The following is a 23,122-nucleotide window of genomic DNA, read 5'->3' as shown; positions in this document are numbered from 1 at the left end:
TCTGCGGCGTCGTTGTGGCTTGTCGCGCTCACGCGGCGGAGCCGCATATCGATACAGCCTCGCGCCCCTGCGGGGCGCTGCTGGTTCCCCCTTTGCGGAATCCTGACCTGCAGGTCCCCTGGTCGATTCACCCGTGAGCGGCTTCCATGGTGATCGTGACGAGCATCCGGCGTGAGGTACTGACGTTGCCCGCCGCGGAGTTGGGGCCGGACAATCCGCTGCCCCCGTTGCGGCTGCTGCACGAGGTTCACCACATCGAGGACCGGGACCGGGACGAGCTGCCGCGGGAGATGGCCCGACAGGTCGGCTACGGGCCCTTGCGCAGTCTGCTGCCGGTGCGGGTCAGGGACGGCTACGGGCGGGCGCGTGAACCCCGTGAGTTCGACGCCCTCGTGATCGAGAACGGCCGGTTGCGCGCCACCGTGCTGCCCGGGCTCGGCGGCCGTGTCGCCTCCCTCCTGCACAAGGCGACCGGCCGTGAACTCCTCTACCGCAACCCGGTGTTCCAGCCCGCCAACTTCGCTCTCAACGGCGCCTGGTTCTCCGGCGGCATCGAATGGAACACCGGCGCCACCGGCCACACCACCCTCTCCTGTTCCCCGCTGCACGCCGCCCGCGTCCCCGCCCCCGACGGCGGGGAGATGCTCCGGCTGTGGGAGTGGGAGCGGCTGCGCGACCTGCCCTTCCAGGTCGACCTGTGGCTGCCGCAGGACTCCGACTTCCTGTACCTCGGCGTGCGCATCCGCAACCCGCACGAGCGGCCCGTGCCGGCCTACTGGTGGTCCAACATCGCCGTACCGGAGGAGCGCCGGGTGCTGGCGCCCGCGGAGGAGGCCTGGCAGTTCGGCTACGAGCGGCGCCTGCGGAAGGTGCCCGCACCGTCGTGTGCCGAGGTGCAGCAACTTCCTTATGCTGCGGACTACTTCTACGACGTGCCCGATGGGCGCCGGCGCTGGATCGCCGCCCTCGACGAGGACGGGCACGGTCTGGTGCAGACCTCCACCGACCTGCTCCGGGGACGCAAGCTCTTCGTCTGGGGGAAGGGACCCGGCGGGCGCCGCTGGCAGCAATGGCTCACCGAACCCGGCACGGGCGGCTACTCGGAGATCCAGGCCGGGCTCGCCCGCACCCAACTGGAGCACGTGAGGCTGGAACCGGAGAGCGAGGTGTCGTGGCTGGAGGCCTACGGCCCGCTGAGCTCCCCGGAGACCGCCGGCGAAGTGGAGGCGCGTCTTGAAGCCGCCCTCCCGCGCGCCGACCTCGACGCCGCCCACGCCGCCTGGAAGCCGCACGCCGACACGGAACCCGGTGAGGTCCTCGCCGTCGGCTCCGGCTGGGGCGCGCTCGAAGTACGGCGCGCCGACTGGAAGCTGCCCGGCACGCCCTTCGACGAGAGCACGCTGGGCGAGGCCCAGGAGCCCTGGCTGCAACTGCTGCGTACCGGTTCCTTCCCCGAGCCGCGCCGGGTGCGACCCCCGGGGGAGACGCTGGTCGCCCCGCACTGGCGGGACATGCTGGAGACGGCGCCCGCGACCCCGCTCACCGAGTACCACCTCGGCGTCGCCCAGTGGCACGCCGGTGACCGGGCGCAGGCGGTGCGCAGCTGGGAGCGGGCCCTCGAACTCGCCCCCTCGCTCTGGCCGTTGCTGCGCTGCCTCGCCGTCGCCGACCAGGAGAGCGGCAACCACGAACGGGCCGCGGACCGGTACGCCGACGCCTTCGACGACCTCTGTCACGAGCGGCGCGACGGCGGGGAGCGGTGGACGGCGGCCACGGCCGCGCTGGGCCGCGAGGCGATCGAGGCCCTGCTCGCCGTACGCCGCACCGCGCAGGCGCGAGGCGTCTGGGAGCGGCTGCACCCCGCCACCCGGGAGCGCGGCCGGTTCCGGTTGATCGAGGCGGGGCTGCTGCTCGCGGAGGGGCGGCGGGAGGAGGCCCTGGACGTCTTCCGGGCGGGCTTCGAGGTCGCCGACCTGCGGGAGGGAGCGGAGGCGATCAGCCGCCTGTGGTCGAGACTGACCGACGAACCGCTCCCGGCCCACTACGACTTCCGTATGAGGCCGCCGGGGGCGTAGGAACCTATACGTTGCGGTCCACGTACTCGTACACCATGCCGTCCGGGTGCATCGCGATCAGGTTGCGGCCCCCAGGCGTGGGCACCGGGCCCGCGACGATGTGTGCGCCGAGCTCGGTGAGCACCCGGTGGGTCTCCTCGACGTCCTTGACGGCGATCGTCGCGGAGATCCTGCGCAGTACCTCCAGTTCGGCCTCGGGCCCGCTCATCAGCAGGAAGCAGCCGACCGCGGCCACCTGGACGCCGCCGCGTTCGAAGCGCTGGGCTCTGCCGCCCGCCAGCCGTTCGTAGAAGGGGACCGCGGTCTCCAGGTCGTCGACGCAGATGCGCAGCGTGGCTCCCAGAATGTCCATGCGCAGAGCCTAGTTGGGGCGGCCGGACGAGGAGATCACTTCCGATCGTTTCGGGAGATCGTCCTCGGCCCGGCCGCCCCGGGGCGTGGATCAGCCCATCGCCTTGCGTACGACGTCACGCGTGCGGTCGATGACGGCCGCGACCGGGCCCACCGCCACGTTCTTCAGGGCGGTGTCGGTGCCCGGGTGCGGACGCGTGGGCGCCAGCGCCTCGGCCGCCTGCACGGCGCGGGCCAGGGTCTCCAGCCTGTCGCGGTCGGCGACCCGGCTGAAGTGGGCGAACTCGTACCGCTCCTCGTTGTCGGCGTGGGCGAGCACGTCCTGGCGCAGGGCCGCGAACTGGTCCAGGAACTCGGGCGAGTCCGGATCCATGTCGTCCAGCCGGGACAGGGCCGCCTTGGCCTTCTCCTCCTCCTCGATCCGGTCCTTGACGACCAGCTCGCCGCCGTCGATGTGCTTGCGGGCGAAGGGATGGACGACCTCTTCCTCTGCGGTCTCGTGCACCGCGAGGAGCCGGACGAGGTCGTGGAAGTGCCGCTTGCGGTCCGCACCCTTGGTGTTCGCCACCTCGTCGAACAGTTCTCGGATCCGGGTGTGCTGCTCCTTGAGCAGCTCCACCACATCGGTGCGCTCGGTCATCCTGCAACTCCTGTAAAGGGGTCTGTGAGGGTTTTGGTCGTGCGGTCGTGCGAGCGGGCCGGGTACCCGGCGTCCATGGGCTGACGCACCGCTTTCCGGCCGTGACGGACCGCGTTATCCGTACGTCCGTACGGGTACTCGGCGGCCATGGAAGGCTTGGATCATCTGGAGCATCTGGACAGGCACCTGGTCGACGAGCTGGCGCAGGTGGCGCGCGAGACCGTGCGCGACGAACTGCGCGAACAGACTCGCAAGCAGCGGCGTAGGGCGATGCTGTACGCCGTGTCCGGAGCCGTCGCCCTGTACGCGGGCGCGGCCCTCGCGCTCACCATCGGACTGGCCCTCGCGATCGGCCTGCCCGACTGGGCCGCCGCACTGATCACCGCGGTGATCCTCGGCGTCGTCGCCTACGTCCTGCGTGGCGCGGCCCGCCCCTCCGCGTCCCGGGTCACGCCGGAGCGGGAGGCGGAGCCGGCCGCCGCGAGCCAGGGCGACCCCGTCGTGGGCGTCCGGGCGCCCGCCGCGCCGCCGAGTGGACTCGGGGCGCCGTATCCGCCGATGCCGCCGGTCGCACCGGGCGGTATGGGCGGGGCCGCGGGCGCACCCGTCGCGGGCGAACCGGGCGGTTCGGGCACGCCGGCGCCGAGCCAGGACGACATCGACCCCGAGCAGCCGCACCACCGGGGGTGACTCATGGTCCGCAAGCGGTGGGGCGTGCCCGTGCCGGGGGGCCGTAGGGCCGTCGTGGTCACCGGGGCCAGCGGCGGCGTGGGCCGGGCCACGGCCCTGGCCTTCGCGGCCCGGGGCGACCGGGTCGCGCTGCTGGCCCGCGGACGTGAGGGCCTCGCCGCGGCGGCCGACGAAGTACAGCGCGCCGGGGGCGAGGCGCTCGTGGTCACCGTCGACATGGCCGACCCCAAGGCGGTCGACGACGCCGCCCAGCAGGTCGTCGACACGTTCGGGCACATCGACGTGTGGGTCAACAACGCCTTCGCCGGGGTGTTCGCGCCGTTCACCGAGATCACCCCGGACGAGTTCCGCCGGGTGACCGAAGTGACGTACCTGGGCTGTGTGTTCGGCACCCGGGCCGCGCTGCACCACATGCTGCCGCGCGACCGGGGCACGATCGTGCAGGTCGGCTCGGCGCTCGCCTACCGCGGCATTCCGCTGCAGTCGGCGTACTGCGGGGCCAAGCACGCGATCCAGGGGTTCAACGAGTCGTTGCGCTGCGAGCTGCTGCACAGCGGAAGCGGGGTCCGTACGACGATGGTGCAGCTGCCCGCCGTCAACACACCGCAGTTCGACTGGGTGTTGAGCCGGATGCCGGGGCGGGCCCGGCCGGTGGCGCCGGTGTTCCAGCCGGAGGTCGCGGCCCGCGCGATCGTGCACGCGGCCTCGCACGGGCGGCGGCGTGAGTACTGGGTCGGGAGTTCCACGGTGGCCACCCTGATCGCCAACGCGGTGGTTCCCGGAGTGCTCGACCGCTATCTCGCCCGCACCGGCTTCGACGCCCAGCAGGACGAGGGCGAGCACGCCGAACTCGGCAACCTGTGGACCCCGGCGGACGGAGCGCACGGGCAGGACTTCGGGGCGCACGGACGGTTCGACGAGGAGTCCAGGCCGGACAGTGCGCAGGAGTGGATCTCCCGGAACCGCGGCCGGATGGGGACGGCGCTCACCGTCGGCGCCGGCATGGTGGCCGCCCGCAAACTGACCCGGCTCGCCCGCCGTTAGGGCATCAGCAGGCCGACCTCGTCGGCCCGCAGGGTCAGTCCGTGGCCGGGGCCGGACGTCGGGCAGGGGCCGGAGGTTGGGGAGCGAGGCGGTCGCCGCGCCCTGGCCGGACGGAAGCTGACCCGGCTCGTCCGCCGTCAGGACAGTCAGCCGGCCCGGTACTCCTCGACCTCGTCGGCCCGCAGGGTCAGCCCGTGGCCGGGGCCGGACGTCGGGCGCACCGTGCCGCCCGTCGGGTCCAGCGCGCCGTCGAAGAACATGTCCTCGATGCGTACGTGGTCGTGGAACCACTCCATGTGGCGGAGGTTGGGGAGCGAGGCGGCCGCCGCGGCGTGGGCGTGCGGGGCGCAGTGGGTGGAGACCTCGAGGCCGTGGGCCTGGGCGAGCGCGGCAGCGCGCAGGAACTCCGTGATGCCGCCGCAGCGCGTCGCGTCGATCTGCAGACAGTCGACCGAGCCGGCCGCGATCATGCGGGCGAAGTAGGGGAGGTCGTAGCCGTACTCGCCGGCCGTCACATCGCACACCAGGGCATCACGGACCAGGCGCAGGCCCGTCAGGTCGTCCGAGGAGACCGGCTCCTCGAACCAGCCGACGCCGTGCTCGGCCAGGGCGCGGCCGACGCGGACGGCCTGTTTGCGGGTGTAGGCGCCGTTCGCGTCGACGTACAACTCGGCCTCGGGGCCGATGACTTGGCGTGCCGCGTGGACACGGGCCAGGTCCCGGGGGATCGCCCGGCCCCAGCCCTCCCCGATCTTGATCTTCACGCGCGGGATGTGCTGCCCGTGCACCCAGCCGTTCAGCTGAGCGGCCAGATGCGTGTCGTGGTACGTCGTGAAGCCGCCGCTGCCGTACACCGGGACCCGCTCGCGGCACACGCCGAGCAGCCGGGCCAGCGGGAGTTCGAGGAGGCGGGCCTTGAGGTCCCACAGCGCGATGTCCACCGCGGAGATCGCGCCCGCGGCGATCCCGGGGCGGCCCGCGTTGCGGACCGAGCGGCACATCGCGTCGTGCAGGGACGGGATGTCGAGGGCGGAGCGGCCCTCGACCAGCGGGGCGAGCTGGTCCCGTATGAAATCGCCGACCGCCGGAGGGCCGTAGGTCCAGCCCGTGCCGGTCTCGTCGCCCGTCGTCACCTCGGCGATCACCATGGTCGTGGAGTCCCAGGCCAGCGTGCCGTCGGCCTCGGGGGCGTCGGTCGGCACGGTGTACACGGAGACGACGGGGCGGTGGAGTTTCATCGCGGCTTCCTCAGGACTGCTGCAGCTGCGGCAGCACCTTCGTACGGTAGAAGTCGAAGAACCCGCGCTGGTCGGGCCCGATCTGGTTGACGTAGACCCGGTCGAAGCCCGCGTCGGCGAAGGCCTGCAGGGCCGAGACATGTTCGTCGACGTCGTCCCCGCACACCGCCTTCTCGCGCACCATCTCCTCGGTGACCAGCGGCGCCAGCTGCTCGAAATGGCTCGGCGAGGGCAGGATCTGGCCCATCTCGCCCGGCAGGAACTGGTTGAACCACCGCTGGTGCACGGTGCGCACGGCCTCCTCGCGGTCGGTGCCGTAGCAGAGCTTGGTACCGCCGATCACCGGCTTCCCGCCGCCACCGCCCTTGCGGAACTGCTCGACCATCGAGGCGTCCGGCATCATCGTGATGTAGCCGTCGCCGACCCGTCCCGCGAGCTGCGTCGCGGCCGGGCCGAAGCCGGAGATGTCGATCGGGACGGGCTCGTCGGGGACCGTGTAGAGGCGGGCGTTCTCCACCGTGTAGTGGGTGCCGTGGTGGCTGACCTCCTCGCCGGTGAACAGACGGCGCATGATCTGGATGGCTTCCTCCAGCATCTCCATGCGGACGCTCGCGGGCGGCCAGACGTGCCCGAGGATGTGCTCGTTCAGTGCCTCACCGGTGCCCACCCCGAGCCGGAAGCGGCCGTTCAGCATCACAGCCGAGGTCGCCGCGGCCTGGGCGACCACCGCCGGGTGGATGCGCACGGTGGGGCAGGTGACCGCCGTCTCGACCGGCAGCGACACCGCCTCCGAGAGTGCGCCGATCACGGACCACACGAACGGGCTCTGGCCCTGCGCGTCGTTCCACGGGTGGTAGTGGTCCGAGATCCACAGCGACCGGAATCCGGCCTGTTCCGCCATCCTCGCCTGTTCGACGAGTTCCGCGGGACCGAACTCCTCGCACGAGAGGAAGTAGCCGTACTCGGGCATGGGGGGACACCTCCGGGAGGCACTGGACGACGGGGCCGGTCCGCTCCGGGTACCCGGCGCCCGCGGCGGAAACCGGTGGACGTTTGGGGGCCTTGACCAGGGGGACGCGGAAGGCTCCGCACGACGTACGCGACAGCGCCGGAGGCGAACGTGAGTCGACCCCGCATCGTGATCGTCGGTGCCGGATTCGCCGGATACCGGACGGCCCATGTCCTGTCCCGGCTGATGCGGCACAAGGCCGACGTCACCCTGCTGAACCCGACCGACTACTTCCTGTACCTGCCCCTGCTGCCCCAGGTCGCCGCGGGAATCCTGGAACCCCGCCGGGTGTCCGTGTCCCTCTCCGGCACCCTGCCGCACGTCCGGCTGGTGCTCGGCGAGGCCGACTCCGTCGATCTCGACGGGCAGCGCGTGCACTACACCGACCCCGAGGGCGGGGGCGGCACGCTGGAGTACGACCGGCTGGTGCTCGCGGTCGGCAGCGTCAACAAGCTGCTGCCGATCCCGGGCGTGGCCGAGTACGCACACGGCTTCCGGGGGCTGCCCGAGGCGCTGTACCTGCGCGATCACGTCACCCGGCAGGTGGAACTCGCCGCCGCCGCGGACGACCCGAAGAGCTGCGCCGCGCGGTGCACCTTCGTGGTGGTGGGCGCCGGATACACCGGCACGGAGGTCGCCGCGCACGGGCAGATGTACACCGACGCACAGGTGCGCAAGCATCCGCTCCGGCAGGGGATACGCCCTCGCTGGATGCTGCTCGACATCGCGCCGCGCGTCCTGCCCGAGATGGACGAACGGCTCTCGCGGACCGCCGACCGGGTACTGCGGCAGCGAGGGGTCGACGTCCGCATGGGGACCTCCGTGAAGGAGGCCACCCCGGGCGGGGTCCTGCTGACCGACGGCGAGTTCGTCGACACCCGCACGCTGGTGTGGTGCGTCGGCGTACGGCCCGATCCGCTCGTCGAGTCCACCGGGCAGCCGCTGGAACGCGGCCGGCTCCTCGTCGATCCGCATCTCCAAGTGCCGGGCCGGCCCGAGGTGTTCGCGTGCGGCGACGCGGCCGCGGTGCCGGACCTCAACAACCCGGGGTCGTACACGCCGATGACCGCGCAGCACGCCTGGCGGCACGGCAAGGTCGCGGCGCAGAACGTCGCCGCGTCGCTCGGCGTCGGTGAACGGCACGCCTACCGCCATCGCGACCTGGGCTTCGTCGTCGACCTGGGCGGCACGAAGGCCGCCGCCAACCCGCTGGGCCTCCACCTGCCCGGCCCGCTGGCGGGCGCCGTCACCCGCGGCTACCACCTCGCCGCAATGCCCGGCAACCGCGTCCGCGTGGCCGCGGACTGGCTCCTGGACGCCGTACTCCCACGCCAGGCAGTCCAGTTGGGACTGGTCCGCTCCTGGTCGGTCCCCCTGGACACGTCCTCGCCGGAACTGGCCCGCGTACCGGGCCGCCCGGAACCCCGGGAACCGGCCTCGACCACCTCGGGACCGGGGGCGGCCACAGAGCCCGACACGACCGGTCAGAGCGCGCCACCCGCGGAGCAGACCACCGAGCCCGCCAAGAACCAGCCGGGCGGCGAGCCCGCCAAGAACCAGCCCGGCGGTGAGCCTGCCAAGGGCCAGGTGGGCTCCGAGTCGCCTGCGGAGCAGCCCGGCGGGGGGTCGGCCGAAGCTCCTGGTCCTGTGAAGCGACGTAACGACACCCCCGCGGAAGGAGACTCATGAATAACGACGAACTCGTCGAACTCGCCCAGCAGTTGAGGGTGGACAGTGTGCGTGCAGCCGACGCCGCGGGGTCCGGGCATCCGACGTCCTCGATGTCCGCCGCGGAGCTGATGGCCGTACTGTTCGCGCACCACTTCCGCTACGACTTCGACCGGCCCGCGCACCCCGGCAACGACCGTTTCGTGCTCTCCAAGGGGCACGCCTCGCCGCTTCTCTACGCCGCCTACAAGGCGGCCGGCGCCATCGAGGACGGCGAGCTGCTCACCTTCCGCAAGCTGGGCAGCCGCCTAGAGGGGCATCCGACGCCACGCAGGCTCCCCTGGGTCGAGACGGCCACCGGCTCGCTCGGCCAGGGGCTGCCCGTCGGCGTCGGCATCGCGCTGGCCGGCAAGCGGCTGGACCGGGGCGGGTACCGGGTGTGGGTGCTGTGCGGGGACAGCGAGCTGGCCGAAGGGTCGATCTGGGAGGCCGCCGAGCACGCGGCGTACGAGCATCTGGACAACCTCACCGCGATCGTCGACGTGAACCGGCTGGGCCAGCGGGGCCCGACCCGGCACGGGCACGACCTCGACGCCTACGCCCGCCGCTTCCAGGCGTTCGGCTGGCACACCATCGAGGTGGACGGGCACGACGTCGATGCCGTCGACCGCGCGTACGGCGAGGCGCTCTCGACCACCGGGCAGCCGACCGTGATCCTCGCCCGCACCCTCAAGGGCAAGGGCGTCAGCGCCGCCCAGGACCGCGAGGGACTGCACGGCAAGCCGCTCAAGGACGCCGACGAGGCGATCGCCGAACTCGGCGGCCCCCGCGACCTGAGGGTGCACGTCCACGAGCCGACGGCCACCCGCATGCTGCACGCCGTGCGCGCCGGGCACCTCGAACTGCCCCGCTGGGAGAAGGGGACCCCCGAGGAGGGCGTCGCCACCCGCGACGCCTACGGGCAGGCGCTCACCGCCCTCGGCACCGGCCGCAGCGACATCGTGGCCCTCGACGGCGAGGTCGGCGACTCCACCCGGACCGAACTCTTCGCCAAGGAACACCCCGACCGGTACTTCGAGTGCTACATCGCCGAACAGCAGATGGTCGCCGCCGCGGTGGGACTCGCGTCCCGTGGCTGGGTGCCGTACGCCGGCACCTTCGCGGCCTTCCTGACCCGTGCGTACGACTTCATCCGCATGGCGTCCGTCAGCGGCGCCGGCATCAACCTCGTCGGCTCGCACGCCGGCGTCGCCATCGGCCAGGACGGTCCGTCCCAGATGGGCCTGGAGGACCTGGCGATGATGCGGGCGGTGCACGGCTCGACCGTGCTGTACCCGTGCGACGCCAACCAGACCGCGCAGCTCGTCGCCGCGATGGCCGGCTGCGAGGGCATCCGGTATCTGCGCACCTCGCGCGGGGCGAGCCAGGTGATCTACGGCCCCGACGAGGAGTTCCCCATCGGCGGCAGCAAGGTGCTGCGCTCCTCCCCGCACGACCGGCTGACCCTCGTCGCGGCCGGCGTCACCGTGGCCGAGGCGCTGGCCGCCGCAGACGCGCTGGACCGGGACGGCATCCAGGCCCGTGTCATCGACCTCTACTCGGTCAAGCCCGTCGACCGGCCCACCCTGCGCCGCGCCGCCGAGGACACCGGCTGCCTGGTCACCGTGGAGGACCACCACGAGGAGGGCGGCCTCGGCGACGCCGTCCTGGACGCGTTCCTCGACGGGCGGCCGGTACCGCGGCTGGTGCGCCTGGCCGTCCGTACGATGCCGGGCTCGGCCGCCCCGGACCAGCAGCTGCACGCCGCGGGCATCGACGCCGAGTCGATCGCGGCGGCCGCGAAACTGCTGGTGGAGGAGGCGGTCGTGCGGTGAGCGACGACGTACGCACCGTGCGCGCCGGGCGGCGCACCGTGGAGGTCCACCGGGCCGACAAGGTGCTGTTCCCGGGCGACGGCGACGGTGACGGCCGTGTGAAGGAGTACACCAAGGGCGATCTCGTCGACTACTACCGGTCCGCCGCCCCGCTCATGCTGCCCCATCTGCGCGGCCGCCCGCTGATGCTGGAACGGCATCCGGACGGCCTGGACGGCCCGCGCTTCATGCAGAAGAACACCCCCGACAACTATCCGGGGTGGATCAGCCGCATCGAGGTGCCCAAGGAGGGCGGCACCGTCTGCCACACCGTGTGTGACGACTCCGCCACCCTCCTCTACCTCGCCGACCAGGCCAGCCTCACCCTGCACCGCTGGCTGTCCCGGGTCGGTCACCTCGACCGGCCCGACCGGATGGTCTTCGACCTGGACCCGGCCGGTGACGACTTCGCGACGGTGCGCGAGGCGGCCGTGCTGCTCGGGGAACTCCTCGACGAGCTGGAGCTCCCTTCGGCACTGATGACCACCGGCTCGCGCGGACTGCACGTCGTCGTGCCGCTGAACGGCCGGCACGACTTCGACGAGGTCCGCGAGTTCGCCCGTGACGTCGCCGACACCCTCGCCGGGGCCCACCCCGACCGGCTCACCACCGCCGCCCGCAAGAAGGAGCGCGGCGACCGCCTCTACCTCGACGTGGGCCGCAACGCCTACGCGCAGACCGCGGTCGCGCCCCTCACTGTCCGCGCCCGCCCCGGCGCCCCCGTGGCCACGCCCATCACCTGGGACCAGCTGGACGACCCGGACCTGACCGCCCGCCGCTGGACCATCGCCGACGCCGTCGAGCAGGCCCGCACCGATCCCTGGGCCGGGATCATGAGCCGCGGCCGCGCCCTGGGACCGGCGCGGCGCAGGCTCGACGCGTTGCGTACCTCCTGAAGGTTTGGCCAGCGCTATTGCGGCCACCCGGTCGCAGAGGTGGCCATGGCTGACACAAAAGACACCAGAGATTCGCAGAATCCACGGAATACCGACAAAGAGAGTACGGCGGACAAGCGGCCGAACCCCATGGAGGTGCTGCGCGAGGCGCGCACGCAGCTCGCGGAACTGACCGGCATGTCTGCCGAGACCGTCTCGTCCTTCGAACAGACGGAGGACGGCTGGTCCCTGGAGGTCGAGGTCCTCGAACTGGCCCGCGTGCCGGACACGATGAGCCTGATGGCGAGCTATCAGGTCGATCTGGACCCCGAGGGACAGCTCACCGGCTACCGGCGCGTCCGCCGTTACGAACGCGGGCGGGCCGACGCACACAGGTCCGGCGGCCGCTAGGCCGCCTTCCCGGAACTTACCCAGACAAAGGAGGCGCGGCAGGTATGACCGTTGTCCCGGCACAGCAGAGCGGCGGCGGAGGCGGCTCCAGTGGCCTTTATGACGTTCTGGAGCTCGTCCTCGACAGGGGGCTCGTGATCGACGCGTTCGTACGGGTCTCCCTGGTCGGCATCGAGATCCTCAAGATCGACGTACGTGTCGTCGTGGCGAGCGTCGACACCTATCTGCGCTTCGCCGAGGCGTGCAACCGCCTCGACCTGGAGGCAGGACCGCGCAAGGACCCCGGTCTCCCCGACCTCGTCGGCGAGATCACCGAGTCCGGCGCGCGCGGCAAGTCCAAGGGCGCGCTCTCCGGAGCGGCGGAGACCATCTCCGACGCCTTCCAGCAGGCACGTGGTGAGGGCCGCGAGCGGGAGACCGAGTCCCGGCCGCGCGCCCGCAAGGCCACGTCCTCGCGCAGGAAGGAGGAACAGGAGTGAGCACCTACGTCTACGGCATCACCGCGAGTTCGCATCCCGCGCTCCCCGAGGGCCTGACCGGCGTCGGCGACCCGCCCCGCCCGGTGCGCGTCCTCGAGGAGGGCGATCTGGCGGCCGTCGTGAGCGACGCCCCCGAGGGGCTGCGGCCCAAGCGCAAGGACCTGCTCGCCCACCAGAGCGTGCTCGCCGAGGCGGGCGCGGCCGGCCCGGTGCTGCCCATGCGGTTCGGCAGTGTGGCCCCGGACGACGACACGGTCACCGGTGTGCTCGCCGAACGTGCCGAGCACTACAAGGAGCGGCTGCGCGCCCTGGAGGGCAAGGTCGAGTACAACGTCAAGGCCACCCACCAGGAAGAGGCCGTTCTGCACCGCGTGATGTCCGAGAACGCGGAGCTCCGCGCCATGGCCGAGGCCAACCGGCAGGCGGGCGGCGGCAGCTACGAAGAGCGGCTGCGGCTCGGCGAGATGGTCGCCGCCGCGGTCAAGGCCCGGGAGGCCGAGGACGCGGCCGAGCTGCAGAGGGCCCTGGAACCGGCCGCCGCAGCCGTCAGCGCGGGCCCCGAGTCCACCGGCTGGCTGCTCAACGTCTCGTACCTCGTGGAGCGTGACTCCGCCGAGTCGTTCCTGGCGGAGGTGGAGCAGGTCCGCAAGAGCCATCCGCACATCGAGCTGCGCGTCAACGGCCCGCTGCCGCCGTACAGCTTCGTCGAGCCCGGCCCCGCAGAGCACGCGGGCAGCTCCGCCGGCCCGGGCAGCGCTCAGGAGTGAGGCCGTGGGACTGATCAAGGAGCTGGTCCTGTTGCCCTTCGCCCCGGTACGCGGCAGTGCGTGGGTGATCGGACAGGTGCTGCACGAGGCGGAACGGATCTACTACGACCCCGCCACGGTCAGGGCGGAACTCGCCCGGCTCGAGGAGCAGCTGGAGGCGGGCGAGATCGACGAGGAGGAGTTCGACCGACAGGAGGACGAACTTCTGGACCGGCTGGACATCGGTCTGCGCGGCGGCGCGGCCACGGGCAAGGGGACGGCACGATGAATCGAGTGGGACTCGGCCTCGCGGTAGGGGCCGGATACGTCCTCGGACGTACGAAGAAGATGAAAATGGCCTTCGCCGTCGGCAGCCTGGTGGCCGGCAAGCGGATGCATCTGAGCCCGCGGGCGCTCGCGGATCTGGTGTCCCAGCAGCTGCAGAACAATCCGCAGCTCAAGGAGATCGGGGACCAGCTGCGCGAGGACCTGCGCGGTGTCGGCAAGGCGGCCTCGGGCGCCATGGTGGAGCGGCAGATCGACGCCCTCGCCGACCGCCTCCACGGACGTACCGCCCAGGTCCGCGACCAGCTCTCGGGCGCGACGGACCGGGCGAAGGGCCTCGTCGACGACGAGGAGGAGGACGAGGCTCAGGAGGACGAGAACGAGGAGTCCGCAGAGGCTGAGGGGGAGGACTCGCGGGACGAGTACGACGACGAGGAGCCGGCGGACGAGGAGCGGGACGTCGACGAACCGGAGGACGAGGAGGAGCCTGGATCCGAGGAGGCCGTAGGCGGTCGGGCGCGCAAGACCGCGAAGAAGGCCGCCAAGAAGGCCCCGGCCAAGAAGACGGCCGCGAAGAGGTCTCCGGCGAAGAAGGCGCCGGCCAAGAAGGCCGCGTCGAAGCAGGCGACGGCGAAGAAGTCCGCCGCCAAGAGGACGGCCGCCCGCAAGACGGCCTCCGCAAGGGGCGGATCCGGCGACAGCCGGGCCCGCCGGCCGAAGGGAGGCGGTGAGCGATGACCGAGACACTCGGCTCCGCGACCTCCGCCGCGCGCGGTGCGAAGGACGCGACCGGCCCACTGACCGACGTGGCCCACAGCGAGGCCGCCGACCGGCTCAAGGCCGAACTGCAGGAGTACCTGGCCGCACAGGCCACCCGGCTGCTGACCGGCTTCGGCCGCAAGCTCGGCGAGACCACCGTCAAGCTGAACGACATCGCCGAGGGGAACAGCCCCGGCTTCGCCAAGCTCGCGCTCGACGGCGGCCGCAAGCTCGCCGAGGGCAAGGGCCCCCTGCGCGCCGCGCTGGAGACCGGAGCGGGCCGGGCCAAGGACAATGTGGTCGAGGCCTTCAAGAACCTCGGCGGCGGCAAGGGCAAGCGCAAGGGCGGTGCCGGCAAGAAGCCGACGGTGATCATCGAGTCCGTCGACGTGGGCGTGGACCGGCGCACGGCCTACGACCAGTGGACCCAGTACCAGGACTTCAGCACCTTCGCCAAGGGCGTCAAGAGCGCGAACCGCGCCGACGACACCCAGTCCGACTGGCAGCTGAAGATCTTCTGGTCCAACCGCAGCTGGAAGGCGAAGACCACCGAGCAGGTGCCGGACGAGAAGATCTCCTGGACCTCGGAGGGCGCCAAGGGCACCACCAAGGGCGTCGTCTCCTTCCACCGGCTCGACGACAACCTCACCCGCGTCCTGCTGGTCATCGAGTACTACCCCACGGGCCTGTTCGAGAAGACCGGCAACCTCTGGCGCGCCCAGGGCCGCAGGGCCCGGCTCGACCTCAAGAACTTCGTCCGGTTCATCACCCTCAAGGGCGAGGCCGAGGACGGCTGGCGCGGCGAGATCAGCGACGGTGAGGTCGTCCGCAGCCACGAGGACGCCGTCGCCGAGGAGGAGAAAGGTGCCGAGGAGGAGAACGGCGCCGAGGAGGAGAACGGCGAGTACGAGGAAGACGATGAACCCCGAGGGGAGGAAGAGGAGTTCGACGAGGAGGAAGAGGAAGAGGGAGAAGAAGAGCCCGAGGACGAGTACGAAGGCGAGCCCGAGGACGAGTACGAGGGCGAGGACGAGTACGAGGAAGAGCAGGAACCCGAGTACGAGCCGGCCCACGGTGGGAGCCGTCGATGACCATGGCCGGCCGGATGCCCGAGCCCTACGGATCCAGCGGCGGCGCGAACCTCGCCGACATCCTCGAGCGCGTGCTCGACAAGGGCATCGTGATCGCCGGTGACATCCGCATCAACCTGCTCGACATCGAACTCCTCACCATCAAACTCCGTCTGATCGTGGCCTCGGTCGACAAGGCGAAGGAGATGGGCATCGACTGGTGGGAGGACGACCCCGCGTTGTCCTCCGGTGCCCGTCGCAAGGAACTCGCGCGGGAGAACGCCGAGTTGCGCGAGCGCCTCGCCCAACTGGAGAACGGCCGGCTCGAAGAGGGCCGTGCAGTGCGCGAGGAGAAGGAGGCCCCATGACCGGACTGCGGTACGTCTACGCCGTCTGCCGTCCCTTCAGCGCCCCGTTGCAGTCCCAGCTGAAAGGCGTGGCGGGTGACCCGCCCAGAGTGCTCACCCACCACGGCCTGATCGCCGTGGTCAGTCATGTGCCGGAGCGGGACTTCGCGGAGGAGCCGCTCCGCAGGCATCTGGAGGACCTGGACTGGCTGACGGAGACGGCGCGGGCCCATCAGAGCGTGATCGACGCGCTCACCGTCGTCACCACCCCGCTGCCGCTGCGGCTCGGGACCGTCTTCCGGGACGACAGCGGTGTCCGCGTGATGATCGAGTCACGCGAGGACGACTTCCGGCGCACCCTCGACCGGCTGGAGGGGCGGGTGGAATGGGGCGTGAAGGTGTACGCCGAACCCCAGCCGGAGGAATCCGGGGCAGCCGCGCAGAAGGCGGCCTCGGGCCGGGATTATCTGCGTCAGCGGCGCATGAGCGTCCGCGCGAGTGAGGACATGCGGAAGCAGACGGAGGAGTTCGCCGAGCACCTGCACGCGGCGCTTTCCGCGTACGCCGATGACTCCCGATTGCATGCTCCGCAGAATCCCGCGCTGTCCGGAGCCTCCGGTCGGAATATCCTCAACGCGGCCTATCTGGTGTCCCGCCGTGATTCCGAGGAATTCGTGGAACTGGTGGACCGCAGCAAGGACGAAACAAAACTGAGCAGCCCGGCGATACGAGTCGAACTCACCGGCCCGTGGGCCGCCTATTCCTTTGCGGGGGAAGAGTCGTGACGGTTGTCGAACGTCGTGAGATCGCCCTGGTGGACCTGCTGGACCGGCTGCTCGCCGGCGGGGTCGTCATCACCGGGGACATCACCCTGCGCATCGCGGACGTCGACCTGGTGCGCATCGACCTGAACGCGCTGATCAGCTCGGTCAACGAGCAGGTTCCGTCACCCTGGGGGGAGCTCACATGACGCAGCACCGCAACCGGCTGGACCTGGAGCCCGACACCGTCGAGCGTGACCTCGTCAAACTCGTGCTGACCGTGGTCGAGCTGCTGCGCCAGCTCATGGAACGGCAGGCGCTGCGCCGCTTCGACACCGGGGACCTCAGCGAGGACCAGGAGGAGCGGATCGGGCTCACGCTCATGCTGCTCGACGACCGTATGACCGAGCTGCGTGAGCGCTACGGACTGCGGCCCGAGGACCTGAATCTGGACCTCGGGCCGCTCGGACCTCTGCTTCCCAGGGAATGACCCCCGATTAACTCACCACCGGTACCAGCGGCCCCGGTGTCCGGCCGCTGTCGTGCCGCGTACCAGGAATCCCAGCAGCCACACCACGAGAACCGCCAGCGCAATCCACCACAGTGCCTTCAGTGCGAATCCTGCGCCGAAGAGAATCAGCGCCAGGAGCAATACGAGCAAGACGGCAACCATAATTTGAACCTCCTGTTCTTCGGGTATCCCGAAAACAGGGATTCAGGCACTCTTTCGGCACAGAATCTCTCCGTGAAGTACGCAGAACCAGCCGTCGTCCCGGCGCCCCCATTCCCGCCAGGCGTCCGAGACGGCCGTCAGTTGCTCCGCCGTCGCGTGCCCGCCCTCCGTGGCCCGTTCCGCGTACGCCGACGCCAGGGTCCGGTCGGCCCACAGCCCGCTCCACCACGCCCGCTCCTCGGCCGTGGAGAAGGTCCAGGTGCCGGAGGTCGCCGTGATGTCGGTCAGTCCGGCCCGCAGCGCCCAGGACTTCAGCCGCCGCCCGGCGTCCGGCTCGCCGCCGTTGGCGCGGGCCACCCGGCGGTACAGGTCCAGCCAGTCGTCCATCCCCCGGGACGCGGGATACCAGGCCATGGCCGCGTAGTCCGAGTCGCGGACGGCGATGAACCCGCCCGGTCTGGTCACCCGCACCATCTCGCGCAGCGCCTGCACCGGGTCGCCGACGTGCTGCAGCACCTGGTGCGCGTGGACCACGCAGAACGTGTCGTCGGGGTGGTCCAGGGCGTGCACGTCCGCGACCGCGAAGTCGACGTTCGTCAGGCCCCGTTCGGCGGCCGTGGCCCGGGCCTGCTCCAGGATCCCCGGCGCATGGTCGACGCCGGTGACGTGCCCGTCGGGGACCAGCGCCGCCAGGTCGGCGGTGATGGTCCCCGGGCCGCAGCCGATGTCCAGGATCTTCATGTGGGGCTTCAGTGAACCGAGCAGATAGGCCGCGGAGTTGGCGGCGGTCCGCCAGGTGTGGGAGCGCAGCACCGACTCGTGGTGGCCGTGCGTGTAGACGGCGGTCTCCTGCGGCTTCGACATGGCGGAACTCCCCTGTTCGACGGCTTGTCGGTACGCATCACCGTACGCCCGCATGTCGAATGATGAGACTCGCGTTTTGCAATGTGGACTGATGGAGCGTCAGTTCGAGGCGAGGGGGCGGTACACGGTGAGCGCCTCGGGAAGCTTCTCCAGCGTCACTTCGCCTTCCGCCTCGGTGACCTCGCCGTCATGGGCGAGGAGCGTGCCGGGGGCGACGCCCTCCAGGTGCAGACGGCCCACCTGGACCGCCGCGTGGACGGGGGAGCGGGTCAGCGGGCCGGCCAGGGCGGCCGCGAGCAGTCGCAGCGCGGGCCGGCGGCCGCCGTGCACCACCCGCACGTCGAGCTGACCGTCCGCGAGGTCCAGCCGGCGGCCGGGCGCCAGGCCCATCCGGTGGTAGGTGCCGTTGCCGACGAACAGCAGCCACAGCGGGCGCACCTGACCCCCGAACTCGGCCTCCAGCGGATGCCGGCCCGTGCGCAGGACGCGCAGGGCCGCGAGCACCCCGGCCGGCCAGCCGCCGATCCGGCCCGACCAGCGGTCCCGCACCCGCACCAGCTCCGGGTAGACGCCCAGGCTGCAGGTGTTGAGGAAGACGCCCTGCTGCTCGCCGCAGACGAACCGGCCGACGTCCACGCGCACCGCCTCGCCCTGCTGGACGGCCCGGCTCAGATCGCGGACGTCCTCGACCCCCAGGTCGTAGGCGAAGTGGTTCAGGGTGCCGCCGGGCAGCACGGCGAGGGGCAGGTCGTGGCGCAGGGCGACCTCGGCGGCCGCGTTGACCGTGCCGTCGCCGCCGCACACGCCGAGGACCCGGGCGCGGGTCGCGGCCTTCTCCAACTCGGCCCGCAGGTCGCCCGGCCGGCACTCGACGACCTCGGCGGCCGGCAGGCTGTCCCGCAGGGCGCGCACCCGGTCGGCGGTGCCGGAGCCGTTGTTGGCCACCACCACCAGGCCCTCGCCGTCCGGCAGCGCCGGGACCTCGGCGCGGGGCCGGGCCGGCGGGACGAGCTGGGCGCGGGTCGGCACCAGACCCCGTACGGCGTAGGCGGCGCCCGCGCCCAGGACGGCTCCCGCGAGCACGTCGCTCGGGAAGTGCACCCCCGTGTACACACGGGAGAGCGCCACGGACCAGGCGACCGGGGCCACCGCCGCACCCCAGGCTGGCGACTCCAGTGCGACACCGGTCGCGAACGCGGCCGCCGACGCGGAGTGCCCGGAGGGGAACGAGGTCGTGATCGGCTGGCGCTTCAGCTGCCGCACCAACGGCACCGGATCCAGCACCGGCCGGGGACGGCGCACCGAGCGCTTGCCGAGCGTGTTGATGGTCAGGGAGGCCAGGCTGAGCGAGGCGAGACCGCGCGCGGCGGCCCGGCGGGCCCGCGGGGTACGGCTCGCCGCCATGGCGGCGGCCACCGCGAACCACAGCACACCGTGGTTCGCGCTCCGGCTCAGCCGGGGCAGCACACGTTCGGCGGCCGGCCAGTTCCGCTCGGCGGCGAACTCGAAGAGACGGCAGTCGAGGGCGAGCAGCCGGCTGCGCAGCGGGTGCGGGCCGGGCTTCGGGACGGTGAGGTCGACGTCGGGGCTCATGGAGTGCCGGGTACCCTGAAGTGCCCGTTCTTTGTCCCACGGGCGGTGATCGACACCCGGAGGGCCCTGTATGCGTCTGCTCCTCATACGCCACGGTCAGACCCCCTCGAACGTCGAATTCCTGCTCGACACCGCCGTCCCGGGCCCCGGCCTGACCGCACTCGGCGAGCAGCAGGCCGCCGCCCTCCCCGAGGCGCTCGCCGACGAAAAAATCGAGGCCCTGTACGCCTCCACGCTAGTGCGTACGCAGCTCACCGCCGCCCCGCTGGCCGCCGCCCGCGGCCTCGACGTCCTGGTCCGCGACGGCATCCGCGAGCTCACCGCGGGCGACCTGGAGATGCTGCCCGGCGACACCGAACAGGGCGCCCTCTACATGAAGACCGTGTTCGCGTGGGCGGCCGGGGACACCGAGCTGCGGATGCCCGGCGGCGAGAGCGGCGACGAGGCGCTCGCCCGCTACGACGCCGTCGTCGCCGAGGCCGCACGCAGCGGCGCCGCGACGGTCGCCATGGTCAGCCACGGCGCGGCGATCCGCATGTGGACCGCGGCCCGTGCCGACAACGTCGATGTCCCCTTCGCCGCCGCCCGCCCCCTCGACAACACCGGCGTGGTGATCCTGGAGGGCTCGCCCGCCGACGGCTGGAAGGCCCTGTCCTGGGCGGGCGCCGTGGTGGCCCCGGCCGGCGAGGGCGGACCCGCGGGCCGTCCCCTGGACGAAACCGCATAAGCGTTTGCCGGACGCCCGGCCCGGCCCGCAGAATGCCTCCTCATGGGACATCTGGAAGCCGCGCACCTCGAGTACTACCTCCCCGACGGGAGGGCGCTGCTCGGCGATGTGTCCTTCCGGGTGGGCGAAGGGGCCGTCGTCGCCCTCGTCGGACCGAACGGCGCCGGCAAGACGACCCTGCTGCGGCTGATCTCCGGCGAGCTGAAACCGCACGGCGGGAGCGTCACCGTCAGCGGCGGCCTCGGCGTGATGCGGCAGTTCGTGGGGTCCGTACGGGACGAGACGACCGTACGGGACCTGCTGGTGTCCGTGGCGCCGCCCCGGATCCGCGAGGCCGCGCAGGCCGTCGACAAGGCCGAGCACGGCATCATGACCGTGGACGACGAGGCGGCCCAGCTGCAGTACGCCCAGGCCCTTGCGGACTGGGCGGAGGCGCGCGGGTACGAGGCGGAGACGCTGTGGGACATGTGCACCACGGCCGCGCTCGGGGTGCCGTACGAGAAGGCGCAGTTCCGGCAGGTGCGCACGCTGTCCGGCGGTGAGCAGAAGCGGCTCGTGCTGGAGGCGCTGCTGCGCGGCAACGACGAGGTGCTGCTGCTCGACGAGCCCGACAACTACCTCGACGTGCCCGGCAAGCGCTGGCTCGAGGAGCGGCTGAAGGAGACCCGCAAGACCGTCCTCTTCGTCTCCCACGACCGTGAACTCCTCGCCCGCGCCGCGGAGAAGATCGTGTCGGTGGAGCCCTCACCCGCGGGCGCCGACGCCTGGGTGCACGGCGGCGGCTTCGCCACCTACCACGACGCCCGGCGCGAACGCTTCGCCCGTTTCGAGGAGCTGCGCCGCCGCTGGGACGAGAAGCACGCCCAGCTGAAGAAGCTGGTGCTGAGCCTCCGTCAGGCTGCCTCCATCAGCCATGAGCTGGCGTCCCGCTACCAGGCGGCGCAGACCCGGCTGCGCAAGTTCGAGGAGGCGGGCCCGCCCCCGGAGCCGCCGCGTGAGCAGGACATCACGATGCGCCTCAAGGGCGGCCGCACCGGCGTGAGGGCCGTCACCTGCAAGGGACTTGAGCTGACGGGTCTGATGAAGCCGTTCGACCTGGAGGTCTTCTACGGCGAGCGGGTCGCCGTCCTCGGCTCCAACGGTTCCGGCAAGTCGCACTTCCTGCGGCTGCTGGCCGGGGACGAGGTGGCGCACACGGGGGAGTGGAAGCTCGGGGCGCGGGTCGTGCCCGGGCACTTCGCGCAGACGCACGCCCATCCCGAGCTCCAGGGCCGCAAGCTGCTGGACATCCTGTGGCAGGAGCACTCCCAGGACCGGGGCGCGGCGATGTCCCGGCTGCGCCGCTACGAGCTCACGAACCAGGCCGAGCAGACGTTCGACCGCCTGTCCGGGGGGCAGCAGGCCCGGTTCCAGATCCTGCTGCTCGAGCTGGAGGGCGTGACGGCTCTGCTGCTGGACGAGCCGACCGACAACCTCGACCTGGAGTCCGCCGAGGCGCTCCAGGAAGGGCTGGAGGCCTTCGACGGCACGGTGCTCGCGGTCACGCACGACCGCTGGTTCGCCCGCTCCTTCGACCGGTATCTCGTCTTCGGCAGCGACGGACGCGTCCGCGAGACCGCCGAGCCGGTGTGGGACGAGCGGCGTGTGGAGCGGGTTCGGTAGGCACAGCCGGCCCGTCCGGCGTTCGAGGACGAGGCCCGTTGAGGGCCGAACGGGGGTCTGGGGGCGGTAGCCCCCAGACGCGCGGTGAAATCACGTCCAGCGCAGCAGGGCGCCCAGGCCGCCCGCCGGGATCTGGCCGCCGCTCGCCTCCGCCGCCGGGGTCACCGACAGGGCCGGGGCGCCCGTCGTCACCGCCGAGCGGATCAGGGCGTCGTCCGCGCGGGCCGGCCAGGAGCGCTGTTCGCCGAGGATCTTCAGGTCCGTGCGGCGGACCGCCAGCTGGTCGGGGTCCTCGCCGATCCACACCTCGCGGTGCGCGTCGGGGCCGTCGGGCCGGATCAGCAGTTCCTCGATGCGGTGCTCGCGGGCGGCCTCGACCAGGGCGGGCACCCCCTCCACGGCACCGGAGCGCCCGTCGGGGCCCGGGTCGCGGGCCGCCAGGAACCGTTCCAGCTCCCGCTCCGCCCGCTGCCGTACGTGCTCGGTGCGGGCCTGCTCGACATCCTCGTCGAGGAGCCTGCTCCCGGCGCCGTGCGGGGCCTCGACGACCATGTCCTGCAGCCGCTGGGGCAGCCGGTCGTGCACCGCCCGCTTCTCCCGCTCCTCACCGACGAGAACCAGCAGGTCGGCGCGGGTCTCCTCCTGACAGACCACGAGCGCGTCGGCGATCTCGGCCGCGTTGTGCTCCCAGGTGTTCTCCACCTTCAGCTGGAAGTGCCGCACCGACCAGTCACCCGTGCTCGTACGGTGGACCGGCCACTGGCGCCCGCTGACCGTGCCGGCCTCCTGCCCGCCCAGCGAGGTGCGCAGCTCGAAGTCCGCGCCCTTGCGGTCGATGTACGCCACCACGCAGGCCGGGTCCTCGCCGGCCAGTTCCAGCAGGGGTGCGGCGTGCGGCAGCGGCGCCCAGTGGGCGCTGTCCCGCTGCGGGGGCCGGGCCAGCGGCGGGTCCAGCACCACCTCGCCGGCGCGGGCGAACAGCGCTCGCCCGTTGGGCTCGGAGGAGTGCTGCAGCCCGTCCAGTGCCTCCTGGACGGCCTGGCACGTCGCCTGGTCCGCCCCCTGCCGATCGAGGTCGCGGGCGAGCGCCACGGCCGTGAGATGTCGTTCGTGGGGCGTGTCCTCCGTATGCCGGGAAGTGTCGACGTACACGGAGGCCCAGGGGCCCGGATGTTCGTAGAGTGGATGCAGAAAAGCGAGATCCATGGTTCCCTCCCGGATGCCGCTTGGGACTGGTGCTCC

Annotated in this window: 26 protein-coding genes; 18 read left to right on the top strand and 8 right to left on the bottom strand. The window is 71.8% G+C overall.

Annotated features, from left to right (window positions below; genetic code table 11):
* Positions 1-146 precede the first annotated feature (146 nt).
* Positions 147-2,075, top strand: coding sequence for a DUF5107 domain-containing protein (locus tag ACFY1E_RS19485; RefSeq protein ID WP_389077387.1), 1,929 nt, complete (start codon positions 147-149; stop codon positions 2,073-2,075).
* 4 nt (positions 2,076-2,079) lie between these two features.
* Here ACFY1E_RS19485 and ACFY1E_RS19480 read toward each other — a convergent pair whose 3' ends face one another.
* Entirely contained in the window at positions 2,080-2,427 is a 348-nt protein-coding gene (locus ACFY1E_RS19480; protein ID WP_389077384.1) for a VOC family protein, read from the bottom strand.
* 90 nt (positions 2,428-2,517) lie between these two features.
* The gene (locus tag ACFY1E_RS19475) at positions 2,518-3,066 is read right to left on the bottom strand and encodes a hemerythrin domain-containing protein (RefSeq protein ID WP_389077382.1); all 549 of its coding nucleotides are present in this window, start codon (positions 3,064-3,066) and stop codon (positions 2,518-2,520) included.
* A 147-nt stretch (positions 3,067-3,213) separates the two neighbouring features.
* Here ACFY1E_RS19475 and ACFY1E_RS19470 point away from each other — a divergent pair, with 147 nt between their 5' ends.
* Positions 3,214-3,756 carry a phage holin family protein gene (locus ACFY1E_RS19470; protein WP_389077379.1) on the top strand — a complete coding sequence of 181 codons (543 nt, stop codon included), beginning with the start codon at positions 3,214-3,216 and terminating at the stop codon, positions 3,754-3,756.
* 3 nt (positions 3,757-3,759) lie between these two features.
* Positions 3,760-4,800, top strand: a complete 1,041-nt coding sequence (locus ACFY1E_RS19465) for an SDR family oxidoreductase (RefSeq protein ID WP_389077377.1) — start codon at positions 3,760-3,762, stop codon at positions 4,798-4,800.
* 146 nt (positions 4,801-4,946) lie between these two features.
* On the opposite strand, the gene ACFY1E_RS19460 is transcribed toward ACFY1E_RS19465, so the two are convergent.
* Positions 4,947-6,038, bottom strand: a complete 1,092-nt coding sequence (locus ACFY1E_RS19460; RefSeq protein WP_389077374.1) for an enolase C-terminal domain-like protein — start codon at positions 6,036-6,038, stop codon at positions 4,947-4,949.
* Positions 6,039-6,048: 10 nt separating this feature from the next.
* Positions 6,049-7,008 carry an LLM class F420-dependent oxidoreductase gene (locus ACFY1E_RS19455; protein ID WP_389077372.1) on the bottom strand — a complete coding sequence of 320 codons (960 nt, stop codon included), beginning with the start codon at positions 7,006-7,008 and terminating at the stop codon, positions 6,049-6,051.
* Between the two features lie 150 nt (positions 7,009-7,158).
* Here ACFY1E_RS19455 and ACFY1E_RS19450 point away from each other — a divergent pair, with 150 nt between their 5' ends.
* The 13 genes from ACFY1E_RS19450 to ACFY1E_RS19390 are packed head-to-tail and all read left to right on the top strand — an operon-like array spanning position 7,159 to position 16,851.
* Positions 7,159-8,736 carry an FAD-dependent oxidoreductase gene (locus tag ACFY1E_RS19450; RefSeq protein ID WP_389077369.1) on the top strand — a complete coding sequence of 526 codons (1,578 nt, stop codon included), beginning with the start codon at positions 7,159-7,161 and terminating at the stop codon, positions 8,734-8,736.
* Positions 8,733-10,589, top strand: a complete 1,857-nt coding sequence (locus ACFY1E_RS19445; protein WP_389077367.1) for a transketolase — start codon at positions 8,733-8,735, stop codon at positions 10,587-10,589. Before ACFY1E_RS19450 ends, ACFY1E_RS19445 begins: the two co-directional genes overlap by 4 nt.
* A complete protein-coding gene (gene ligD, locus ACFY1E_RS19440) occupies positions 10,586-11,524 on the top strand; it encodes a non-homologous end-joining DNA ligase (RefSeq protein ID WP_389077365.1) in 939 nt (312 codons plus the stop codon). The genes ACFY1E_RS19445 and ligD overlap by 4 nt, the downstream gene beginning before the upstream one ends.
* A 45-nt stretch (positions 11,525-11,569) precedes the next feature.
* Positions 11,570-11,914, top strand: a complete 345-nt coding sequence (locus tag ACFY1E_RS19435) for a gas vesicle protein (protein WP_389077363.1) — start codon at positions 11,570-11,572, stop codon at positions 11,912-11,914.
* Positions 11,915-11,958: 44 nt separating this feature from the next.
* The gene (locus tag ACFY1E_RS19430) at positions 11,959-12,393 is read left to right on the top strand and encodes a gas vesicle structural protein GvpA (protein ID WP_115910171.1); all 435 of its coding nucleotides are present in this window, start codon (positions 11,959-11,961) and stop codon (positions 12,391-12,393) included.
* A complete protein-coding gene (locus ACFY1E_RS19425) occupies positions 12,390-13,160 on the top strand; it encodes a GvpL/GvpF family gas vesicle protein (protein ID WP_389077361.1) in 771 nt (256 codons plus the stop codon). The genes ACFY1E_RS19430 and ACFY1E_RS19425 overlap by 4 nt, the downstream gene beginning before the upstream one ends.
* Positions 13,161-13,164: 4 nt before the next feature.
* Positions 13,165-13,428, top strand: a complete 264-nt coding sequence (locus tag ACFY1E_RS19420; protein ID WP_389077359.1) for a gas vesicle protein GvpG — start codon at positions 13,165-13,167, stop codon at positions 13,426-13,428.
* On the top strand, positions 13,425-14,162 hold the full coding sequence (locus ACFY1E_RS19415; protein WP_389077357.1) for a DNA primase: 738 nt from the start codon (positions 13,425-13,427) through the stop codon (positions 14,160-14,162). The genes ACFY1E_RS19420 and ACFY1E_RS19415 overlap by 4 nt, the downstream gene beginning before the upstream one ends.
* Complete coding sequence (locus tag ACFY1E_RS19410) at positions 14,159-15,274, top strand: SRPBCC family protein (RefSeq protein WP_389077355.1); 1,116 nt, start codon at positions 14,159-14,161, stop codon at positions 15,272-15,274. Before ACFY1E_RS19415 ends, ACFY1E_RS19410 begins: the two co-directional genes overlap by 4 nt.
* A complete protein-coding gene (locus ACFY1E_RS19405) occupies positions 15,271-15,621 on the top strand; it encodes a gas vesicle protein (protein ID WP_389077353.1) in 351 nt (116 codons plus the stop codon). The genes ACFY1E_RS19410 and ACFY1E_RS19405 overlap by 4 nt, the downstream gene beginning before the upstream one ends.
* A complete protein-coding gene (locus ACFY1E_RS19400) occupies positions 15,618-16,385 on the top strand; it encodes a GvpL/GvpF family gas vesicle protein (protein ID WP_389077351.1) in 768 nt (255 codons plus the stop codon). Before ACFY1E_RS19405 ends, ACFY1E_RS19400 begins: the two co-directional genes overlap by 4 nt.
* Complete coding sequence (locus ACFY1E_RS19395) at positions 16,382-16,570, top strand: gas vesicle protein (RefSeq protein ID WP_030936857.1); 189 nt, start codon at positions 16,382-16,384, stop codon at positions 16,568-16,570. Before ACFY1E_RS19400 ends, ACFY1E_RS19395 begins: the two co-directional genes overlap by 4 nt.
* On the top strand, positions 16,567-16,851 hold the full coding sequence (locus ACFY1E_RS19390; protein WP_389077349.1) for a gas vesicle protein K: 285 nt from the start codon (positions 16,567-16,569) through the stop codon (positions 16,849-16,851). The genes ACFY1E_RS19395 and ACFY1E_RS19390 overlap by 4 nt, the downstream gene beginning before the upstream one ends.
* Positions 16,852-16,863: 12 nt before the next feature.
* On the opposite strand, the gene ACFY1E_RS19385 is transcribed toward ACFY1E_RS19390, so the two are convergent.
* From ACFY1E_RS19385 to ACFY1E_RS19375, 3 genes are all read right to left on the bottom strand, one after another.
* The gene (locus ACFY1E_RS19385) at positions 16,864-17,034 is read right to left on the bottom strand and encodes a hypothetical protein (protein WP_030936854.1); all 171 of its coding nucleotides are present in this window, start codon (positions 17,032-17,034) and stop codon (positions 16,864-16,866) included.
* Between the two features lie 42 nt (positions 17,035-17,076).
* Entirely contained in the window at positions 17,077-17,898 is an 822-nt protein-coding gene (locus ACFY1E_RS19380) for a class I SAM-dependent methyltransferase (RefSeq protein WP_389077346.1), read from the bottom strand.
* A 99-nt stretch (positions 17,899-17,997) separates the two neighbouring features.
* Positions 17,998-19,491, bottom strand: a complete 1,494-nt coding sequence (locus tag ACFY1E_RS19375; protein WP_389077344.1) for a bifunctional phosphatase PAP2/diacylglycerol kinase family protein — start codon at positions 19,489-19,491, stop codon at positions 17,998-18,000.
* Positions 19,492-19,561: 70 nt separating this feature from the next.
* On the opposite strand from ACFY1E_RS19375, the gene ACFY1E_RS19370 reads away from it, so the two are divergent.
* Both ACFY1E_RS19370 and ACFY1E_RS19365 read left to right on the top strand, forming a co-directional pair.
* Entirely contained in the window at positions 19,562-20,218 is a 657-nt protein-coding gene (locus ACFY1E_RS19370; RefSeq protein ID WP_389077341.1) for a histidine phosphatase family protein, read from the top strand.
* A 42-nt stretch (positions 20,219-20,260) separates the two neighbouring features.
* Complete coding sequence (locus ACFY1E_RS19365) at positions 20,261-21,880, top strand: ABC-F family ATP-binding cassette domain-containing protein (protein ID WP_389077339.1); 1,620 nt, start codon at positions 20,261-20,263, stop codon at positions 21,878-21,880.
* A gap of 90 nt (positions 21,881-21,970) precedes the next feature.
* Here the strand turns inward: ACFY1E_RS19365 and ACFY1E_RS19360 are convergent, their stop codons facing one another.
* On the bottom strand, positions 21,971-23,086 hold the full coding sequence (locus tag ACFY1E_RS19360; RefSeq protein WP_389077336.1) for a Vms1/Ankzf1 family peptidyl-tRNA hydrolase: 1,116 nt from the start codon (positions 23,084-23,086) through the stop codon (positions 21,971-21,973).
* Positions 23,087-23,122: the final 36 nt, after the last annotated feature.

The organism is Streptomyces sp. NPDC001604 (genome assembly GCF_042893475.1).
Lineage (GTDB): Bacteria > Actinomycetota > Actinomycetes > Streptomycetales > Streptomycetaceae > Streptomyces.
This window is presented reverse-complemented; position numbering and strand designations above follow the sequence as displayed.

Excerpts from the sequence above, each read along its gene's own strand:
- ACFY1E_RS19390 (WP_389077349.1), top strand. The coding sequence starts at position 16,567 with ATGACGCAGCACCGCAACCGGCTGGACCTGGAGCCCGACACCGTCGAG.
- ACFY1E_RS19455 (WP_389077372.1), bottom strand. The coding sequence starts at position 7,008 with ATGCCCGAGTACGGCTACTTCCTCTCGTGCGAGGAGTTCGGTCCCGCG.
- ACFY1E_RS19435 (WP_389077363.1), top strand. The coding sequence starts at position 11,570 with ATGGCTGACACAAAAGACACCAGAGATTCGCAGAATCCACGGAATACC.
- ACFY1E_RS19410 (WP_389077355.1), top strand. The coding sequence starts at position 14,159 with ATGACCGAGACACTCGGCTCCGCGACCTCCGCCGCGCGCGGTGCGAAG.
- ACFY1E_RS19360 (WP_389077336.1), bottom strand. The coding sequence starts at position 23,086 with ATGGATCTCGCTTTTCTGCATCCACTCTACGAACATCCGGGCCCCTGG.
- ACFY1E_RS19405 (WP_389077353.1), top strand. The coding sequence starts at position 15,271 with ATGACCATGGCCGGCCGGATGCCCGAGCCCTACGGATCCAGCGGCGGC.
- ACFY1E_RS19460 (WP_389077374.1), bottom strand. The coding sequence starts at position 6,038 with ATGAAACTCCACCGCCCCGTCGTCTCCGTGTACACCGTGCCGACCGAC.
- ACFY1E_RS19400 (WP_389077351.1), top strand. The coding sequence starts at position 15,618 with ATGACCGGACTGCGGTACGTCTACGCCGTCTGCCGTCCCTTCAGCGCC.
- ACFY1E_RS19465 (WP_389077377.1), top strand. The coding sequence starts at position 3,760 with ATGGTCCGCAAGCGGTGGGGCGTGCCCGTGCCGGGGGGCCGTAGGGCC.
- ACFY1E_RS19480 (WP_389077384.1), bottom strand. The coding sequence starts at position 2,427 with ATGGACATTCTGGGAGCCACGCTGCGCATCTGCGTCGACGACCTGGAG.
- ACFY1E_RS19445 (WP_389077367.1), top strand. The coding sequence starts at position 8,733 with ATGAATAACGACGAACTCGTCGAACTCGCCCAGCAGTTGAGGGTGGAC.
- ACFY1E_RS19375 (WP_389077344.1), bottom strand. The coding sequence starts at position 19,491 with ATGAGCCCCGACGTCGACCTCACCGTCCCGAAGCCCGGCCCGCACCCG.
- ACFY1E_RS19470 (WP_389077379.1), top strand. The coding sequence starts at position 3,214 with ATGGAAGGCTTGGATCATCTGGAGCATCTGGACAGGCACCTGGTCGAC.
- ACFY1E_RS19430 (WP_115910171.1), top strand. The coding sequence starts at position 11,959 with ATGACCGTTGTCCCGGCACAGCAGAGCGGCGGCGGAGGCGGCTCCAGT.
- ACFY1E_RS19415 (WP_389077357.1), top strand. The coding sequence starts at position 13,425 with ATGAATCGAGTGGGACTCGGCCTCGCGGTAGGGGCCGGATACGTCCTC.
- ACFY1E_RS19380 (WP_389077346.1), bottom strand. The coding sequence starts at position 17,898 with ATGTCGAAGCCGCAGGAGACCGCCGTCTACACGCACGGCCACCACGAG.
- ACFY1E_RS19385 (WP_030936854.1), bottom strand. The coding sequence starts at position 17,034 with ATGGTTGCCGTCTTGCTCGTATTGCTCCTGGCGCTGATTCTCTTCGGC.
- ACFY1E_RS19370 (WP_389077341.1), top strand. The coding sequence starts at position 19,562 with ATGCGTCTGCTCCTCATACGCCACGGTCAGACCCCCTCGAACGTCGAA.
- ACFY1E_RS19475 (WP_389077382.1), bottom strand. The coding sequence starts at position 3,066 with ATGACCGAGCGCACCGATGTGGTGGAGCTGCTCAAGGAGCAGCACACC.
- ACFY1E_RS19485 (WP_389077387.1), top strand. The coding sequence starts at position 147 with ATGGTGATCGTGACGAGCATCCGGCGTGAGGTACTGACGTTGCCCGCC.
- ACFY1E_RS19365 (WP_389077339.1), top strand. The coding sequence starts at position 20,261 with ATGGGACATCTGGAAGCCGCGCACCTCGAGTACTACCTCCCCGACGGG.